Here is a 16,333-nt window from a genome sequence, read left to right as displayed (position 1 = left end):
TTCTATTCCCTTCTTTTGGTGCGTATCCCGATATGAGTTCCGCTCTGTCCATCCGGCAGCTAACCAAAACCTACGGCAACGGTTTCCAGGCCCTGAGTGGTATCGATCTGGACGTTGCCGAAGGTGACTTCTTCGCCTTGCTCGGCCCCAACGGCGCCGGCAAATCCACCACCATCGGCATCCTCTCGACCCTGGTTAACAAGACCAGCGGCTCGGTGAATATCTTCGGCCATGACCTGGACAAATCCCCGGCCGCGCTCAAGCGTTCCATCGGCGTGGTGCCCCAGGAATTCAACTTCAACCAGTTTGAAAAGACCTTCGATATCGTCGTGACCCAGGCGGGCTACTACGGCATCCCGGCGAAAATCGCCAAGGAGCGCGCCGAGCAATACCTGACGCAACTGGGCCTGTGGGACAAGCGCGATGTGCCCTCGCGCTCGCTGTCTGGTGGCATGAAACGCCGCCTGATGATCGCCCGCGCGCTGGTGCATGAGCCGCGTCTTCTCATCCTTGATGAGCCCACTGCTGGCGTGGATATCGAGCTGCGTCGTTCGATGTGGACATTCCTCACCGAGCTTAACGAGAAAGGCATCACTATCATCCTCACCACCCACTACCTGGAGGAGGCTGAGCAGCTGTGCCGCAACATCGGCATCATCGACCATGGCACCATCGTCGAGAACACCAGCATGCGTAACCTGCTGGGCCAGTTGCACGTGGAAACCTTTTTGCTCGACCTGAAAAATCACCTGTCGGTGGCGCCGCAACTGATGGGCTACCCAAGTCGTCTGCTGGACAGCCACACCCTGGAAGTGCAGGTGGACAAAGCCATGGGCATCACCGCGCTGTTTAGGCAGTTGGCGACCCAGAACATCGAAGTGCTGAGCCTGCGTAATAAAACCAATCGCCTTGAGGAGTTGTTCGTGTCCCTGGTGGAGAAAAATCTGGCGAAGGTGGCGGTATGAGTTCCGAACTACAACCCAACCTCGTCGCGCTGCAAACCATCGTCTATCGCGAAGTGAAGCGCTTTACCCGGATCTGGCCGCAGACCTTGCTGCCGCCGGCGATCACCATGGTCCTGTACTTCGTGATCTTCGGTAATCTGATCGGCCGGCAGATCGGTGACATGGGTGGTTTCACCTACATGGAATACATCGTGCCGGGCCTGATCATGATGTCGGTGATCACCAACTCCTACGGCAACGTGGTCTCCAGTTTCTTCGGCAGCAAGTTCCAGCGCTCGATTGAAGAATTGATGGTGTCGCCGGTGTCGCCACACACCATCCTGATCGGCTACACCGCCGGTGGTGTGCTGCGTGGCCTGATGGTCGGCGTGATCGTGACGTTGTTGTCGCTGTTCTTCACCCACCTGCAAGTGCATCACCTCGGGGTCACCATTCTGGTGGTGGTTCTGACGGCGACGATCTTCTCGCTGCTGGGTTTCATCAACGCCGTGTTTGCACGCAACTTCGATGATATTTCGATCATTCCGACCTTCGTGCTGACGCCGCTGACTTACCTCGGTGGCGTGTTCTACTCGATCACCTTGCTGCCGCCGTTTTGGCAGACCGTATCGCTGGCCAACCCGGTGCTGCACATGGTCAACGCCTTCCGCTACGGTATTTTGGGTGTGTCGGATATCAAGATCAGCGTGGCGATTACGTTCATGTTGGTGGCGACCGTGGTGCTGTATATGGGCTGCGCGAAGCTGCTAGTGAGCGGGCGTGGGATGCGTACGTAAGCGCTGACCTAAACGCGGTCAAAAATGTGGGGGCGGGCCCGCTCCCACATTTGGTTTTGTGCAAGGGCTTCAGACCTTCAGTGCCAGTTCGATCAGCCTATGCAGCTGTTCAACCGTCAGCGGCGCGGTCGAGAATAGAATACGAAACACCGTTGGCGCCGCCAGCAGGTTGATTAGGTGATCCACGCTCGGCGGGCTGCTGTCCGGATAGCGATCGACAATCGCCTGAAACTGCCCGCTCAGGATGCTCACGCAGTAGCCTGGCGTAATCATGCACTGCACATCACGCATCATGTTCCGCCCAGGCTCAGAACTCATCTCATCCAGATACTGCTCGGCCCAGGCCTGCAAATCGCCGCGCAGGCTGCCGGTGTTCGCCGGCTCGCTGTCCGGGCGCATCCGTGCCAACGCCACATCCGCCAGCAACACAGAAAGGTCGCCCCAACGCCGGTAGATGGTCGACGGCGTCACCCCCGCGCGCGCAGCGATCATCGGCACAGTGACGCTGGAGCGCTCATGGGCTTCGAGCAGTTCACGCACGGCTGAATGGACGGATTCTTGTACCCGGGCACTGCGGCCCCCCGGGCGGAGGCCTTCTTTTATCGCCATGTGTAAAACCTTAACACAAAGAATTTGCTTTAAGCCCAGCCTGGTAGCACACTCCACAAAAGCAAAATATTAGCTTTAGCGGAGTGTGCGCATGTCCAACCCTATTTCTCAGCGTTACAGCCTGGTGTTCCTTGCGATCACCTTGCTGACGTTTCTTGCCGCCTCCAGTGCGCCGACGCCGTTGTACCACCTGTATCAGGAAGGCCTGCATTTTTCCGCAGGCATGCTCACGCTGATCTTTGGTGTCTATGCGCTGAGTCTCCTGGCGGCGCTGCTGACCGTCGGCTCACTATCGGATCACCTGGGACGCAAGCCGGTGATCTTCGCTGCATTGATCCTTAACATGCTGGCGATGCTGCTGTTTATCAATGAAGGCAGCGTGGCCTGGTTGATCGCCGCACGTACGCTGCAGGGCTTTGCTACGGGCATGGCCACTGCCGTGCTGGGCGCGGCACTGCTCGACACGGATCGCCAGCAAGGTCCACTGGTCAACAGCGTGGCGCCGCTGCTGGGCATGGCGTGCGGTGCGATGGGCAGCAGTCTGCTGGTGGAATTCGCGCCGCTGCCGACCCAGTTGATCTACTGCACGCTGTTCGTGCTGATGCTGTTGCAGGCCGTGTACGTATGGCGCCTGCCGGAAACCGTCAGCCGTATCCCCGGCGCACTGGCTTCGCTGTGTCCGACCTTACATGTACCGCCGCAAGCGCGCCGGGCCTTGTGGTTGTCGCTGCCGGTGGATGTGGCGGTGTGGGCGATGGGCGGATTCTACCTGTCCCTGGCGCCGTCACTCGTACGGGCCGCCACCGGTTCGACCTCCAACCTGATCGGCGGCGGCCTGGTGGCGGTGTTGACCTTGAGCGGCGCATTGATGATCTTCACGCTGCGCAATCGACCGGCCGACAAAGTGCTACGCCTTGGGGCCGGCTTGCTGGCAGTCGGTGTGGCGCTGATCCTCACGGCCGTGCACAGCGCCAGCCTGGCGTTGTTTTTTATCGCCACCCTGATCGCCGGCAGTGGTTTTGGCGCAGGCTTCCTCGGTGCCCTGCGCAGTGTGGTGCCGCTGGCCTTGTCCCATGAGCGTGCGGGTTTGATGTCGGCGTTTTATGTGCTGAGTTACCTGGCGTTCTGCCTGCCGTCTTTGCTGGCGGGCAACCTGATTCGCAGCTTTGGTTTGATCGTCACCACCGATGGTTACGGCGCGGTACTCATACTGCTGTCCCTCGGCGCACTGGTCGGGCTGCTGTTGCAGGATTCGGCGCGCGCCAAGGCGACGACACGCGGCTGATAGGTAATAATCGCCTCTCGTATCGCCCGATCGAGATTCAAGCATGAAGATCATCCGCAGCAAGGACTTCACCGGCAGCCGCGCCTGGGAGGCGTTGGATATCGCCAATATGAACGGCATCACCACGCGCTTGCACTGGACTGACCAGCCGTATCGCTGGCACATCAATGACGGCGAGGAAGTGTTCGTGGTGCTGGATGGCCGGGTGCAGATGCACTACCGCGACAACGGCTTCGAACAGGTGGCGGAGTTGGGCGTAGGGGATATCTTCTATGCCAGTGTCGGCACCGAGCATGTGGCCCATCCCCAAGGCCCGGCGCGTATTCTGGTGATCGAGTGCGAAGGCAGCATTTAGGCTATATCTACAACGTAGATAACAGATAGAGATATTACCCGTTATATAGATATTCGATCGGGTTCTATCATGGTCTCAACCTCATGCGAGGAAGAGGATTGCCATCATGACCTGCTCGAATACCATCAGTTACAAACCCTTCAGTCACCTGACCCGTCCTCGGGAAGTGATTCGCCAGTTCACCCCCAACTGGTTTGCCGCGACCATGGGCACGGGCGTGCTGGCGCTGGCGCTGGCGCAGTTGCCGGTCAACCTGCCAGGTTTGTACGCCATCGCCGAAGCGCTGTGGTTGTTCACCGTCGGCCTGTTCGTGTTGTTCTGCGTGTTGTACGCAGCCCGCTGGGTGATGTTTTTCCACGAGGCGCGGCGGATTTTCGGGCACTCCACGGTGTCGATGTTCTTCGGCACTATCCCCATGGGGCTCGCGACCATTCTCAATGGCTTGCTGCTGTTCGGCCTGCCGCGTTGGGGCAGCGACGTGATCCCGCTGGCTGAAGCGCTGTGGTGGCTGGATGTCGCGATGGCCTTGGCCTGCGGCGTGCTTATCCCGTTCATGATGTTCACCCGCCAGGAACACAGCATCGACCAGATGACGGCCGTTTGGCTGCTTCCCGTGGTTGCCGCCGAAGTCGCCGCCGCCAGCGGCGGCCTGCTGGCCCCACACCTGGCGGACGCCCATTCGCAACTGGTGATGCTGGTGACCAGCTACGTGCTGTGGGCGTTTTCCCTGCCGGTGGCGTTCAGCATCCTGACCATCCTGATGCTGCGCATGGCCCTGCATAAATTGCCCCACGCCAATATGGCCGCGTCGAGCTGGCTGGCGCTAGGCCCCATCGGCACCGGTGCCTTGGGCATGTTGTTGCTGGGGGGAGATGCGCCGGCGATCTTCGCGGCCAATGGCTTGCCGGGTGTCGGTGAAATGGCTAACGGCCTCGGGCTGGTGGCGGGCATTACACTGTGGGGCTTTGGCCTTTGGTGGATGCTGATCGCCGTACTGATTACCCTGCGTTACCTGCGCGCCGGTATCCCGTTCAACCTGGGTTGGTGGGGCTTCACTTTCCCCTTGGGGGTTTACGCCTTGTCCACACTGAAGCTGGCGAGCCTGCTGCACCTGGGGTTCTTCAGTGTGTTCGGCTGTCTGTTGGTGGTGGCGTTGACGCTGATGTGGCTGATCGTCGCTAAACGCACGGTGCAGGGCGCCTATAAAGGTGAGCTTTTTGTTTCGCCATGCATTGCAGGACTAGCGAATAAGTAAGCCGGATTAGGTAAAGTCGTGGCCTGAATCGATAACAGGCCACGCAGGAACACGGACGATGAGCCACCCCTCGCAATTCACCTTGCTGCGCACACGGCGTTTCCTGCCGTTTTTCATCACCCAGTTGCTGGGTGCCTTCAACGACAACATCTTCAAGCAATCGCTGATCCTGGCCATTCTCTACAAGCTCACCATCGACGGTGACCGGTCCATTTGGGTCAACCTCTGTGCCTTGCTGTTCATCCTGCCGTTCTTCCTGTTTTCGGCGCTGGCCGGGCAGTTTGGCGAGAAGTTCAACAAGGACGGATTGATCCGCGCGATCAAGATCGGCGAGATTGTGATCATGGCCGTGGGCGCGACGGGCTTCCTGACCAACCACCTGGAATTGATGCTGCTGGCGCTGTTTGCCATGGGCACCCACTCGGCGCTGTTCGGTCCGGTGAAATACTCGATCATGCCCCAGGCCCTGCACGACGATGAGCTGGTAGGTGGCAACGGCCTGGTGGAAATGGGCACGTTCCTGGCGATCCTGGCCGGTACCATCGGCGCTGGAATAATGATGTCGTCCACCCATTACGCACCGGTGGTAGCCGTGGCGATCGTCGGTGTGGCGGTATTGGGGTACCTGGCCAGCCGCAGTATTCCGCGGGCGGCGGCGTCGACCCCAGCGTTGCGCCTGAACTGGAACATTTTCAGTGAATCCTGGGCCACCTTGCGCCTGGGACTGGGGCAGACGCCGGCCGTTTCGCGCTCAATCGTGGGTAACTCGTGGTTCTGGTTTGTTGGCGCGATTTACCTGACGCAGATCCCTGCGTACGCCAAGGAATGGCTGTACGGCGACGAAACCGTGGTCACGTTGATCCTCACGGTGTTCTCTGTGGGGATCGCCCTCGGCTCGATGCTTTGCGAAAAACTCTCCGGGCGTAAGGTGGAAATCGGCCTGGTGCCGTTCGGCTCATTCGGCCTGACCGTGTTCGGCCTGTTGCTGTGGTGGCATTCCGGCGGCTTCCCGCAGAACGTGCAGGCCAACGATTGGCTCGCGGTGCTCAGTTACGGGCAAGCCTGGTGGGTGTTGTTCGATATCCTCGGCCTGGGCGTGTTCGGCGGCTTCTATATCGTGCCGCTGTACGCGTTGATCCAGTCGCGCACCGCCGAGAACGAGCGTGCGCGGGTCATCGCTGCCAACAACATTCTTAACGCACTGTTCATGGTGGTCTCGGCGATTGTGTCGATCCTGTTGCTGAGCGTGGCCAAGCTGTCGATTCCCGAATTGTTCCTGGTGGTGTCGCTGCTCAACATCGCGGTTAACACCTACATCTTCAAGATCGTTCCCGAGTTCACCATGCGTTTCATGATCTGGCTGCTCAGCCATTCCATGTACCGCGTGGAGCATCGCAACCTGGAAGCGATCCCGGACGAAGGCGCGGCGCTGCTGGTGTGCAACCACGTTTCATTTGTCGATGCGCTGCTGATCGGCGGCGCGGTGCGTCGGCCGATTCGCTTTGTCATGTACTACAAGATCTACCGCTTGCCGGTGCTGAACTTTATCTTCCGCACGGCCGGGGCGATTCCGATTGCCGGGCGTCACGAAGACATCCAAATCTATGAAAAGGCCTTCACGCGGATTGCGCAGTATCTGAAGGACGGGGAGTTGGTGTGCATTTTCCCGGAGGGCAAGTTGACCGCCGATGGCGAGATGAACGAGTTTCGCGGTGGCGTGACGCGCATCCTGGAGGAGACGCAGGTGCCTGTGATTCCGATGGCGTTGCAGGGGTTGTGGGGGAGTTTTTTCAGCCGCGATCCGAACAAAGGGTTGTTTCATCGGATCTGGTCGCGGGTGGTGTTGGTGGCGGGTGAGCCGGTGACGGTAGAGGCCGCGACGCCTGCGCAGTTGCAGGAAAGGGTGGGGGTGTTGCGGGGCAGTGTCAGGTAGTTTTTTACTGGCTTCAAGGCCCTCATCGCAGGCAAGCCAGCTCCCACATCTGAGCGTATCTACAAATCCAAATGCGGGAGTGGGCTTGTCGGGTCGCCGCATCGCTGCGATAGCGGTAGTGGCTTAGGTACTGATCTTCAGGCCAATAAGCCCGCAAATGATCAATGCGACACTGGCCAACCGGAACAGCGCCATGGATTCCCCAAACAGGATAATCCCGGCGATCACGGTGCCCACGGCACCGACTCCGGTCCAGATCGCGTAGGCGGTGCCCAGGGGCAGTTCCTTCATCGCCAGCCCCAGCAGGCCAAGGCTTACGGCCATGGCGGCAATCGTCAGGGCAGTGGGCAGCGGCTTGCTGAAACCGTCGGTGTATTTCAGGCCGACGGCCCAGCCAACTTCAAACAGGCCCGCAAAAAACAGAATGATCCAGGACATGATGACCTCCTAACGCTAGGTGGGGTCGTCCCCGGATTAGGCGCTTGAAAGCGTCACGGGGTCGTCCCCGCGAAGCTCGTAAGAGTGCCCAAAAGTGATCGACTGATCAAGTTTGCGGCGTGTTCTCCAAGGCGCGACGGTCTTCCTTCTCGCTCATGCGGCGCAAGTAAGTCGAGAGCAACGCCCCGGAAATATTGTGCCAGACGCTGAACAACGCACTCGGCACCGCCGCCAAGGGCGAGAAATGCGCGCTGGCCAATGCGGCACCCAGCCCGGAGTTCTGCATGCCCACTTCCAGCGCCAGCGACTTGCGCTGCGCCAATGGCAACTTGAACACGCGGCCAGTGAAGTAGCCCAGCAAGTAACCGAAGCTGTTGTGCAGCATCACCACGACCATGATCAACAGGCCCGACTCGGCGATCTTCGCCTGGCTGGCGGCAACCACCGCCGCGACGATGATCACGATGCTCACCACCGATACCAGTGGCAACACATCCACCGCGTGGCGTACCCGATCACCGAGCACGCGCTGCGCCAGTACGCCGAGCACGATCGGCAGCAGCACCACTTGCAGGATCGACCAGAACAACTCCATGAACGACACTGGCAGCCAGGCCGACGCCAGCAACCAGATCAACGCCGGCGTAAACAGCGGGGCGAGAAGGGTGGTGACGGCGGCGATGGCGACCGACAGCGCCAGGTCGCCGCGGGCCAGCCAGGTCATCACGTTGGAGGCGGTGCCGCTTGGGCAGCAGCCGACCAGGATCACGCCAACGGCAATTTCCGGCGGCAGGTGGAAGGCCTGGCACAGCAACCAGGCCACGCCCGGCATGATGACGAAGTGTGCGACCACGCCCAATGCCACGCGCCACGGATGGCGGGCGACTTCGGCGAAGTCATCAATCTTGAGGGTCAACCCCATGCCGAACATCACCAGACCCAGCAACGGGACGATGGCGCTTTTCAGGCCGATGAACCAGCCGGGTTCGAGGAAGGCGGCGACGGCGAAAATCAACACCCAGTAGGCGAAGGTATTGCCAACGAAGCGGCTCAAGACGGCGAGTGCGCGCATGGGGGTGTCCTTGTTATTAGAGCGCTGGAGGTGGCAACTCGATCAAATGTGGGAGCTGGCTTGCCTGCGATAGCATCAACTCGATTCAACTGAAGACCGAGGTGCCTGCATCGCGGGCAAGCCCGGCTCCCACACTGACCGTGCCCACATAAGATCTAATTAGCTTTTAGATACCCTGTGGGGTCTCTTCACCGCCGAGTGCTTCGACCAGCGCAGGGATGAAGTCACCAAACGTCAGCATCATCAGGGTAAAACTCGCATCCAGTTGGCCCAGGGCTTCTTCACCGCCGTCCTGTTCCGCCTGGTCTTGCAGCAGGTCTTCGAACTTCAGGCGCTTGACCGTCATCTTGTCGTCGAGCATGAAGGAGAGCTTGTCTTGCCAGGCCAGCGACAGTTGGGTCACGACTTTGCCGGTGGTCAGGTGCAGCTGGATCTCTTCACCGGTCAGGTCCTGGCGCTTGCAGCGCACAATGCCGCCGTCTTCATGGGTGTCGCGCAGTTCGCATTCGTCGAGCACGAAGAAGTCATCCGCCGGCTTCTGGGTGGTGACCCAGTCGGTCATGATCGCGGTTGGTGCGGTTTTTACCGTCAGCGGGCGAACCGGCAGGGTGCCGATCACTTCACGCAGTGTGGACAACAAGTCTTCGGCGCGCTTGGGGCTGGCCGAGTTGACCAGGATCAGGCCCTGTTTGGGCGCGATGGCGGCGAAAGTCGACGAGCGACGAATAAAGGCACGCGGCAGGAAGGCCTGGATGATTTCATCCTTGATCTGGTCGCGTTCCTTCTTATAGACCTTGCGCATTTGCTCGGCCTCGATCTCTTCGACTTTCTCTTTCAGTGCGTCACGCACCACGCTGCCCGGCAGGATGCGTTCTTCCTTGCGCGCGGCGATCAGCAGGAAGTCACCGCTGACGTGAACCAGGGGAGCGTCTTCACCTTTACCAAAAGGCGCGACGAAACCGTAAGTGGTCAACTCCTGGCTGGCACAAGGGCGCGCCAGTTTGGTGGCCATGGCCGCTTCCAACGCCTCGGCATCAACAGGCAGATCTTGGGTCAGGCGATAGATAAGCAGGTTCTTGAACCACATGGGGCGAGTCTCTCCTTTATACAAAGGGGGGCATTATTCTCTTGATAGCGTCCCAGGCCAACCCTGCCTAAGCCATTGGAAGCTATCAAAAAAAAGATTTAAGAAAGTGCTTGCCAGACCTAGGGCCGCTCCGTAGAATGCGCGCCACACCGAAACGAAGGGTGATTAGCTCAGCTGGGAGAGCGTCTGCCTTACAAGCAGAATGTCGGCGGTTCGATCCCGTCATCACCCACCATTCGCTTCATGTGTTACGCGCAGCGGTAGTTCAGTCGGTTAGAATACCGGCCTGTCACGCCGGGGGTCGCGGGTTCGAGTCCCGTCCGCTGCGCCATATTCGGTTATCTGGAACGCTGAACGCCAGGTACCACAGGAAGCCCGCTCATTGAGCGGGCTTTTTGCTGTCTGGGCTTTGCAAAAACAAAAAAACGCCGCCGATCATTTCCGATGATCGGCGGCGTTTTTTATTGGGGGATCAGAAATCCCAGCGTGTGGTCACCATGAAATTGCGTGGCTCACCGTAAGCGGCGGAGTTATAGAAGCCGATGTTGGTGTAGTAAGACTTGTCGAAGATATTGTTGACGTTCAGCGTCGCTGACAGGTTTTTGCTGACCTGATATTGGGTCAGCAGGTCGACCAGCCAATAGGCGTCCTGGGAGAACTCTTCATCGCCGCCATGGGGAGAGTTATAGATGTCCTGCCAGCCCACGCTTTGCCAGCGCACACCACCGCCTACCGTCAACTTGTCGAGGTTGCCCTTGAGTTTGTAGGTGGTGAACAGCTTGACCTGATCTTCGGGCTCGAAGGTGGAGATATTCACGTCCTTGTCGTCGCGCACGACCTTGTGGGTGTAGCCGGCCTGAACTGTGCCGATGTAAGGCACGAATCGTCCGGACTCGCGGTAGTTGGGGTTATAGCCCGTGACCTGGTAGGTGACCACGCGGCTGGCCGTCGTGCTCAAGTAGGCCCGGGGGTCGCGAATGCCGGCTAAGGATTCGCGCGCGTTCAGGATGCGTGCGAACGTGTCCTGCGCCAGGTCAGCGGCATTTTGGCGGCAGCCGAGCGTGCGCCGCAGCCAGGTGAGCAGCCAGCCATGATGCTCGCTGCAGAGCTGGGTGATTTCCCTTTGGAAGGGTGGTTCACCCACAGACATAAGCGCGGCTCAGGCGTTATTGAGAACAATTTTTAATTGTGCGGTTAAGCGCCCGGCAAACCCAATAGACTCGTATTTGCGCGAGCAAAAGCCCGTTTTTACGGGGTTTCGCCGGGCTCTGGAAAAAATCAAAAATAAAGTGCATTTAAATCAAGACATTGCGAATTTTTGGTGTATGATGCCGCCCACACCGAAAGTGAAGGGTGATTAGCTCAGCTGGGAGAGCGTCTGCCTTACAAGCAGAATGTCGGCGGTTCGATCCCGTCATCACCCACCATTCGCTTCAAGTGTTACGCGCAGCGGTAGTTCAGTCGGTTAGAATACCGGCCTGTCACGCCGGGGGTCGCGGGTTCGAGTCCCGTCCGCTGCGCCATATTCGGTCACCTGGAACGCTGAACGCCAGGTCACCACAAGAAGCCCGCTCATTGAGCGGGCTTTTTTTCGTCTGCGATTTATCCGCCTTACGCTTCGCCGTTGTGCACTGCATGTTCGCCCTGAACTGTGCTGGTGCGCCATGACGTGGGGGAATACCCCTATGCAGATTGGTTGATTGCGTCCCTGGCCGCTTAAACGGTTATCTATAGCCACGCGAAGACTTCCAGGCGAGTCACGGCAGCAGGATGCTGCAGTGCCCGCTCTCTAAGATAAGAATAGTCTGCAAGGGGAATGGCTCTCTATGAAGTATCCACTGCGTCCGTTGGTGTTCTGGCCAACGTTCCTGATCCTGCTGGCGGCGGTGATCGCCAGCTACGTCGACCTGAATGCCTTCCTGGCGATCAGCAAACAGCTCAATAACCTAATCCTGAAAAACTTCTCATGGCTGTTCAGCGCCGGCTCGTTTGCCATGGTGGTGCTGACGGCGATCGTCTACTTCTCCGCGTTGGGCAAGGTGCGTATCGGCGGCGAAGACGCCCAGCCATTGCTGAGCAAATGGCGCTGGTTCATGGTGGCGCTGTGCACCACGCTCGCAGTGGGCGTGCTGTTCTGGACCACCGCCGAACCGCTCTATCACCTGTATGGCCCACCCACCAGCCTGCCGATCGAAGCGGGCAGTTCGGCGGCGAAGACCTTTGCCATGTCGACGATGTTCCTGCACTGGACCATCACCCCCTACGCCATTTACCTGGTGCCCTCGCTGGTGTTTGCGCTGGTGTTCTATAACCGTCGCAGCAACTTCTCCATTGGCGCCATGCTCGAGCCGCTGCTGGGCGCAGCGCGGGTCAAGCGCTACGCCGGGCTGATCGACACCCTGGCGATGTTCGCCCTGGTGGCGGGCATGGCCTCATCCCTGGGCACTGGCGCGCTGACCCTGGCCGGTGGCCTGGCCCAATATATCGGCGGTGAAACCACGCCGTTCCGCCTAGCCATCATCGTTGCGATCATCGTCATCACCTTTGTCGCCTCGGCCGCCAGCGGCCTGCAGAAAGGCATTGTGATGCTGTCCTCGTTCAACACCTGGATCATGCTGGGGCTGGGATTGTTTGTGCTGCTGTGCGGGCCGACCTTGTACATGTTCAGCCTCGGCGTCGAGTCCCTCGGCGTGTACCTCGACACCTTCTTCAGCCGCAGCCTGTTCACTGGTGCCGCGAGTGGCGACACCTGGCCGCAGAGCTGGACGGTGTTCTACTGGTCGGTGTGGTTCGCCTGGGCGCCGGTGAGCGCGCTGTTCCTTGGCAAGATCGGCCGTGGCTATACCGTGCGCGAATTCATCCATATCAACATGCTCTACCCGGCGCTGTTCACGGCGATATGGATCTGCATTTTCTCCGGCACCAGCCTGTACTTCGATGCCCTCGGCGACGGCAGCCTCAACCGTGTGCTGAACGAGCAGGGCGTGGAGCACGTGCTGTACCAGATGTTCCAGCAATTGCCGGCCAGCGGCCTGATGATCGCGTTCCTGCTGTTAGTAGCGTTCATCTCGTTTGTCACGGCGGCGGACTCCAGCACCGATGTGATCGCCAACCTGTGCAGCAAAGGCGTGACCGCGGACTCCGATCTCGACGGCAACCCGCTGCTGAAGATCGTCTGGGGCCTGATTATCGGCACGGTGTCGTGGGTCATGGTCGCGTTTGTGGGCATCGACGGCGTGAAGATGCTCTCCAACCTCGGCGGTTTGCCCGGGATGATCCTGGTGTTGTTGGCCAGTACCTCGCTGATTTTCTGGTTGAAAAATCCCGCGTTGCTGGATGTGAAGCGCCTTCAGCGGACCCCCGAAACGCAATCGCGTGGCGCCAGCCCGGTGCCGGATTTCGCCCGCTGATCGATTGAACCGCTGTAGGAGTTACTGATGGAAATCGTCACTGAATTTGCTTACACCGTGCGCGAAATCGAGCACTGCCTGATCCCCTTGAAGGACGGTACCCAACTGGCCGCCCGCATCTGGTTACCGGAAGCCGCCGGCCTGCAATCCTTCCCGGCGATCCTGGAATACCTGCCGTACCGCAAACGCGACGGCACCGCCGTACGCGATGCGTTGACCCACCCGTGGATGGCGGGGCAGGGCTATGTATGTGTGCGGGTGGATATGCGGGGCAACGGTGAATCCCAAGGTTTGATGGCCGATGAATACCTGCTGCAGGAACAGGAAGACGCCCTCGAAGTGATCGACTGGCTGTGCCATCAACCCTGGTGCGACGGTAATGTCGGCATGATGGGCATCTCCTGGGGCGGCTTCAACGGGCTGCAAGTCGCGGCACGCCAGCCCGAGGCGTTGAAGGCGATCATTACCCTGTGCTCCACCGATGATCGCTTTGCCGACGACATCCATTACAAGGGCGGCAATCTGTTGATGGAGAACTTCGGTTGGGCCGCCACCATGCTCAACTTCAGCGCCGCGGTGCCGGATCCTTTGCTGGTGGGCGACGACTGGAAACACCTCTGGCACCAACGCTTGGACGCCATGCCGTTGCTGGCGCAAACCTGGCTGCAACACCAGACCCGCGATGACTATTGGCGCCATGGCTCGGTGTGCGAGGACTATTCGAAGATCAAGGCGGCCGTGTATGCGGTGGGTGGCTGGGGCGATGCCTACCGCAACACCGTTTCTCGTCTGATGCAAAACCTACCAGGCCCGAAGAAAGCCATGATCGGACCTTGGATCCACAAATACCCGCATTTCGCCGTGCCCAACCCGGCCATCGGCTTCCTGCAAGAGGCCAAGCGCTGGTGGGATCATTGGCTCAAGGGCATCAATAACGGGGTAATGGATGACGCGTCTTGCACCTTTTACCTACAGGATATTCTGCCGCCGAAGGGCAGTTATGCCGAGCGGCCGGGGATCTGGGTGCAGACCTCCGGCTGGCCGGATCCGCAGGTGCAATGGGCGGATTTCAGCCTCGGCGAACAGGGCCTGAGTGCAGGCTCACTGCCGTTGGCGGCGCCGCGCAGCATCTGCTCGCCGCTGACCACCGGCCTGCACCAAGGCGAATACTGCGCCATCTGGTTTGGCCCCGATGGACCGACGGATCAACGTCGTGATGACGCCCACTCGCTGTGCTTCGACTCCCAGGTACTGACCGAGCCGCTGTCGTTGCTCGGCGATGCACGTCTTAAGTTGCGCCTGGCAAGTGACACCGCCTGTGGTCAATTGGTCGCCCGGCTGAATGCGATAGCGCCGGACGGGCAAGTCACGCAGATCAGTTACGGTGTACTCAATCTCACACTGCGTGAGGATTTTTCCCAGGTAACACCTGTAGTCCTCGGTGAGCCCATGGACGTGCAGTTAAACCTCGACCACATCGGCATGCGCCTGCCCGTCGGCTACCGTTTGCGTCTTGCCCTTAGTACCGCGAGTTTCCCGTTACTGTGGCCGAGCCGTGAGCTGACCACTCTGACGTTGCTGCCGAGTCTGCAAAGCCTGCAATTGCCGATATTCAAAGGCGAGGCGGTGGACTGCCCGTTCGAAGCGCCGCAGTCGGCTACGCCGGTGGCGATGGACGTCCTACGCGCCGCTGCGCCGAAACGCACCTTGATCGAAGACGTGGGCAGTGGCGAAGTCTCCGTGAAAATCGAAGATGACTTGGGTTCAGTGCGGTTTACCGACCACGGCTTGTCGGTGGACCAGCGTTGCACTGAGCAATACCGCACTTTGCCCTGGGATCCGCTGTCGACGCGGGCCGATATCGAATGGCACTACCGAGTCGGCCGCGACCAGTGGGCCGTGGAGGTGGAAAGCCAATTGAGCGTGCACGCCGACGCCGAGTGGTTCTACATCGAAGCGGAGCAGACCGCCTGGGAAAACGGCCAGTTGGAACACCGTCGGCGATGGAGTAAACGCGTGGCCAGGGTCGCACTCTGAGCAGGCAACTGGCAGGATGCTCGCCAACGTGATCTCTGCGGGCCTGGGGTAACCTGGGCCCGTCATTGCCAATGGACTTGCTCATGTCGCGCCGTAACGTCGATCTTCCTCCCCTCAATTGCTTGCAGACCTTTGAAGCGGCGGCCCGCCATTTGAGCTTTACCCAGGCCGCCCATGAATTGAACCTGACCCAGAGCGCGGTCAGCCGCCAGGTCAAACGCCTCGAAGAAGACCTGGCCCGCCCGCTGTTTTATCGGCTGGCCCAGGGCTTGAGCCTGACACCCGCCGGGGTGCGTTATTTTCGAACTGTCCAACGCCTGTTGCGCGAGCTTGACCGCGAGTCCGCCGAGTTGCGCAGGCGCGGTGCCGATCGCCAGTTGACCCTGGCCAGTACGCCCACCATCAGCTCTATCTGGCTGGCCGGTCTGTTGCCGCAGTTCCAGCGCGACCACCCGGACCTGGATATCCGCATCCTGTGCAGCGAAAGCCCCAGCCATCTGGATGTCAGCGAATATGACCTGGGCTTGTTCTATCACTTGGATGAACTGGCCGCGCCCCACGGCCTTGAGCTGTCGCCGGTGTTCGACAGCGAGCAGGTCATCGCCGTGTGCAGCCCCGGTTACCTTGAGCGTCACGGCCCGATTCGCGACCTGCATCACCTGTTGCACGCTCACACCTTGCTGATCGTGGAAGACCATCACCACGACTGGCTGACTTGGGCCGACTGGTTTGCTGATGCGGGCGCCGATTACTACTCGCCGCGCCATGCCTTGCGCACCAACAGCTATCAACTGTTGATGCAATCGGCGGTGATGGGCCACGGCGTCGCCCTGGGGTGGAAGCGCTTGCTGGAAAGCGACCTCGACTCCGGGCGCCTGCAAATGGCCTTGCCCCACAGCATGCACAGTCGCGGTCGCTTGCACCTGATGCAGCCGCATCACCGCAATCCACCCGCGGCGGTGCGCAGTTTTCGTCAGTGGTTGCGGGCCCGTACCGCAGAGGCTGGGCTCCCTGACTGAAGGTCAGTGCTGACTGGTTTTTTGTTTTTGATCTGGCGCGTCGCCAGGCGTTCGAAGCAAAAAGACGCGGTGCCGAACACGGCGATCAGGGT

The 16,333-nt window shown here is 59.8% G+C and carries 13 protein-coding genes, 4 tRNA genes and 2 pseudogenes; 13 read left to right on the top strand and 6 right to left on the bottom strand.

The window, feature by feature from the left end:
* The first annotated feature begins 32 nt into the window (after positions 1 to 32).
* Entirely contained in the window at positions 33 to 965 is a 933-nt protein-coding gene (locus tag AACY08_RS15855) for an ABC transporter ATP-binding protein (RefSeq protein WP_339470310.1), read from the top strand.
* On the top strand, positions 962 to 1,741 hold the full coding sequence (locus AACY08_RS15850) for an ABC transporter permease (RefSeq protein ID WP_339470308.1): 780 nt from the start codon (positions 962 to 964) through the stop codon (positions 1,739 to 1,741). The genes AACY08_RS15855 and AACY08_RS15850 overlap by 4 nt, the downstream gene beginning before the upstream one ends.
* A gap of 69 nt (positions 1,742 to 1,810) precedes the next feature.
* Here the strand turns inward: AACY08_RS15850 and AACY08_RS15845 are convergent, their stop codons facing one another.
* Positions 1,811 to 2,350 (bottom strand): TetR/AcrR family transcriptional regulator, encoded by a 540-nt coding sequence (locus AACY08_RS15845; protein ID WP_339470306.1) that lies wholly within the window; start codon positions 2,348 to 2,350, stop codon positions 1,811 to 1,813.
* 91 nt (positions 2,351 to 2,441) lie between these two features.
* Between AACY08_RS15845 and AACY08_RS15840 the strand changes: the two genes are divergently transcribed.
* The 4 genes from AACY08_RS15840 to AACY08_RS15825 all read left to right on the top strand — a co-directional run bounded on the left by AACY08_RS15840 (position 2,442) and on the right by AACY08_RS15825 (position 7,178).
* The gene (locus AACY08_RS15840) at positions 2,442 to 3,635 is read left to right on the top strand and encodes an MFS transporter (protein ID WP_339470305.1); all 1,194 of its coding nucleotides are present in this window, start codon (positions 2,442 to 2,444) and stop codon (positions 3,633 to 3,635) included.
* A gap of 43 nt (positions 3,636 to 3,678) precedes the next feature.
* A complete protein-coding gene (locus tag AACY08_RS15835) occupies positions 3,679 to 3,990 on the top strand; it encodes a cupin domain-containing protein (RefSeq protein ID WP_339470304.1) in 312 nt (103 codons plus the stop codon).
* A 106-nt stretch (positions 3,991 to 4,096) separates the two neighbouring features.
* Positions 4,097 to 5,245, top strand: coding sequence for a TDT family transporter (locus AACY08_RS15830; protein ID WP_339470303.1), 1,149 nt, complete (start codon positions 4,097 to 4,099; stop codon positions 5,243 to 5,245).
* Between the two features lie 58 nt (positions 5,246 to 5,303).
* The gene (locus AACY08_RS15825) at positions 5,304 to 7,178 is read left to right on the top strand and encodes an MFS transporter (RefSeq protein WP_339470302.1); all 1,875 of its coding nucleotides are present in this window, start codon (positions 5,304 to 5,306) and stop codon (positions 7,176 to 7,178) included.
* 123 nt (positions 7,179 to 7,301) lie between these two features.
* Here the strand turns inward: AACY08_RS15825 and sugE are convergent, their stop codons facing one another.
* The 3 genes from sugE to rdgC form a co-directional block, all read right to left on the bottom strand.
* Complete coding sequence (sugE, locus tag AACY08_RS15820) at positions 7,302 to 7,616, bottom strand: quaternary ammonium compound efflux SMR transporter SugE (protein WP_010211634.1); 315 nt, start codon at positions 7,614 to 7,616, stop codon at positions 7,302 to 7,304.
* A 106-nt stretch (positions 7,617 to 7,722) separates the two neighbouring features.
* The gene (locus AACY08_RS15815) at positions 7,723 to 8,688 is read right to left on the bottom strand and encodes a bile acid:sodium symporter family protein (protein WP_339470301.1); all 966 of its coding nucleotides are present in this window, start codon (positions 8,686 to 8,688) and stop codon (positions 7,723 to 7,725) included.
* 166 nt (positions 8,689 to 8,854) lie between these two features.
* Complete coding sequence (gene rdgC, locus AACY08_RS15810) at positions 8,855 to 9,775, bottom strand: recombination-associated protein RdgC (RefSeq protein ID WP_034103031.1); 921 nt, start codon at positions 9,773 to 9,775, stop codon at positions 8,855 to 8,857.
* A 159-nt stretch (positions 9,776 to 9,934) separates the two neighbouring features.
* Here rdgC and AACY08_RS15805 point away from each other — a divergent pair.
* Together AACY08_RS15805 and AACY08_RS15800 are read left to right on the top strand one after the other, a co-directional pair.
* Positions 9,935 to 10,010: transfer RNA gene (locus AACY08_RS15805), tRNA-Val, on the top strand.
* 19 nt (positions 10,011 to 10,029) lie between these two features.
* Positions 10,030 to 10,106, top strand: a tRNA-Asp gene (locus AACY08_RS15800).
* A gap of 141 nt (positions 10,107 to 10,247) precedes the next feature.
* Here the strand turns inward: AACY08_RS15800 and AACY08_RS30530 are convergent.
* Together AACY08_RS30530 and AACY08_RS30525 are read right to left on the bottom strand one after the other, a co-directional pair.
* Positions 10,248 to 10,637, bottom strand: a pseudogene (locus AACY08_RS30530) (TonB-dependent receptor domain-containing protein); the annotation flags it as partial.
* A 78-nt stretch (positions 10,638 to 10,715) separates the two neighbouring features.
* Positions 10,716 to 10,925: pseudogene (locus AACY08_RS30525) on the bottom strand (sigma factor); the annotation flags it as partial.
* Between the two features lie 201 nt (positions 10,926 to 11,126).
* Here AACY08_RS30525 and AACY08_RS15790 point away from each other — a divergent pair.
* The 5 genes from AACY08_RS15790 to AACY08_RS15770 all read left to right on the top strand — a co-directional run bounded on the left by AACY08_RS15790 (position 11,127) and on the right by AACY08_RS15770 (position 16,241).
* A tRNA-Val gene (locus AACY08_RS15790) sits at positions 11,127 to 11,202 on the top strand.
* Positions 11,203 to 11,221: 19 nt separating this feature from the next.
* Positions 11,222 to 11,298, top strand: a tRNA-Asp gene (locus AACY08_RS15785).
* A 303-nt stretch (positions 11,299 to 11,601) separates the two neighbouring features.
* Positions 11,602 to 13,185 carry a BCCT family transporter gene (locus tag AACY08_RS15780; RefSeq protein WP_339470299.1) on the top strand — a complete coding sequence of 528 codons (1,584 nt, stop codon included), beginning with the start codon at positions 11,602 to 11,604 and terminating at the stop codon, positions 13,183 to 13,185.
* Between the two features lie 27 nt (positions 13,186 to 13,212).
* Positions 13,213 to 15,222, top strand: a complete 2,010-nt coding sequence (locus AACY08_RS15775) for a CocE/NonD family hydrolase (protein ID WP_339470298.1) — start codon at positions 13,213 to 13,215, stop codon at positions 15,220 to 15,222.
* Between the two features lie 83 nt (positions 15,223 to 15,305).
* The gene (locus AACY08_RS15770) at positions 15,306 to 16,241 is read left to right on the top strand and encodes a LysR substrate-binding domain-containing protein (protein WP_339470297.1); all 936 of its coding nucleotides are present in this window, start codon (positions 15,306 to 15,308) and stop codon (positions 16,239 to 16,241) included.
* Positions 16,242 to 16,333 lie beyond the last annotated feature (92 nt).

This window comes from Pseudomonas sp. EL_65y_Pfl1_R83 (assembly GCF_963970695.1).
Taxonomy (GTDB): Bacteria; Pseudomonadota; Gammaproteobacteria; order Pseudomonadales; family Pseudomonadaceae; genus Aquipseudomonas; species Aquipseudomonas tritici.
The sequence above is the reverse complement of the archived record's forward strand: the minus strand, read 5'-3'. Positions and strand labels throughout refer to the sequence as shown.

Coding starts and splice junctions, on each gene's coding strand:
- AACY08_RS15855 (WP_339470310.1), top strand. CDS start 33: ATGAGTTCCGCTCTGTCCATCCGGCAGCTAACCAAAACCTACGGCAAC.
- AACY08_RS15850 (WP_339470308.1), top strand. CDS start 962: ATGAGTTCCGAACTACAACCCAACCTCGTCGCGCTGCAAACCATCGTC.
- AACY08_RS15845 (WP_339470306.1), bottom strand. CDS start 2,350: ATGGCGATAAAAGAAGGCCTCCGCCCGGGGGGCCGCAGTGCCCGGGTA.
- AACY08_RS15840 (WP_339470305.1), top strand. CDS start 2,442: ATGTCCAACCCTATTTCTCAGCGTTACAGCCTGGTGTTCCTTGCGATC.
- AACY08_RS15835 (WP_339470304.1), top strand. CDS start 3,679: ATGAAGATCATCCGCAGCAAGGACTTCACCGGCAGCCGCGCCTGGGAG.
- AACY08_RS15830 (WP_339470303.1), top strand. CDS start 4,097: ATGACCTGCTCGAATACCATCAGTTACAAACCCTTCAGTCACCTGACC.
- AACY08_RS15825 (WP_339470302.1), top strand. CDS start 5,304: ATGAGCCACCCCTCGCAATTCACCTTGCTGCGCACACGGCGTTTCCTG.
- sugE (WP_010211634.1), bottom strand. CDS start 7,616: ATGTCCTGGATCATTCTGTTTTTTGCGGGCCTGTTTGAAGTTGGCTGG.
- AACY08_RS15815 (WP_339470301.1), bottom strand. CDS start 8,688: ATGCGCGCACTCGCCGTCTTGAGCCGCTTCGTTGGCAATACCTTCGCC.
- rdgC (WP_034103031.1), bottom strand. CDS start 9,775: ATGTGGTTCAAGAACCTGCTTATCTATCGCCTGACCCAAGATCTGCCT.
- AACY08_RS15780 (WP_339470299.1), top strand. CDS start 11,602: ATGAAGTATCCACTGCGTCCGTTGGTGTTCTGGCCAACGTTCCTGATC.
- AACY08_RS15775 (WP_339470298.1), top strand. CDS start 13,213: ATGGAAATCGTCACTGAATTTGCTTACACCGTGCGCGAAATCGAGCAC.
- AACY08_RS15770 (WP_339470297.1), top strand. CDS start 15,306: ATGTCGCGCCGTAACGTCGATCTTCCTCCCCTCAATTGCTTGCAGACC.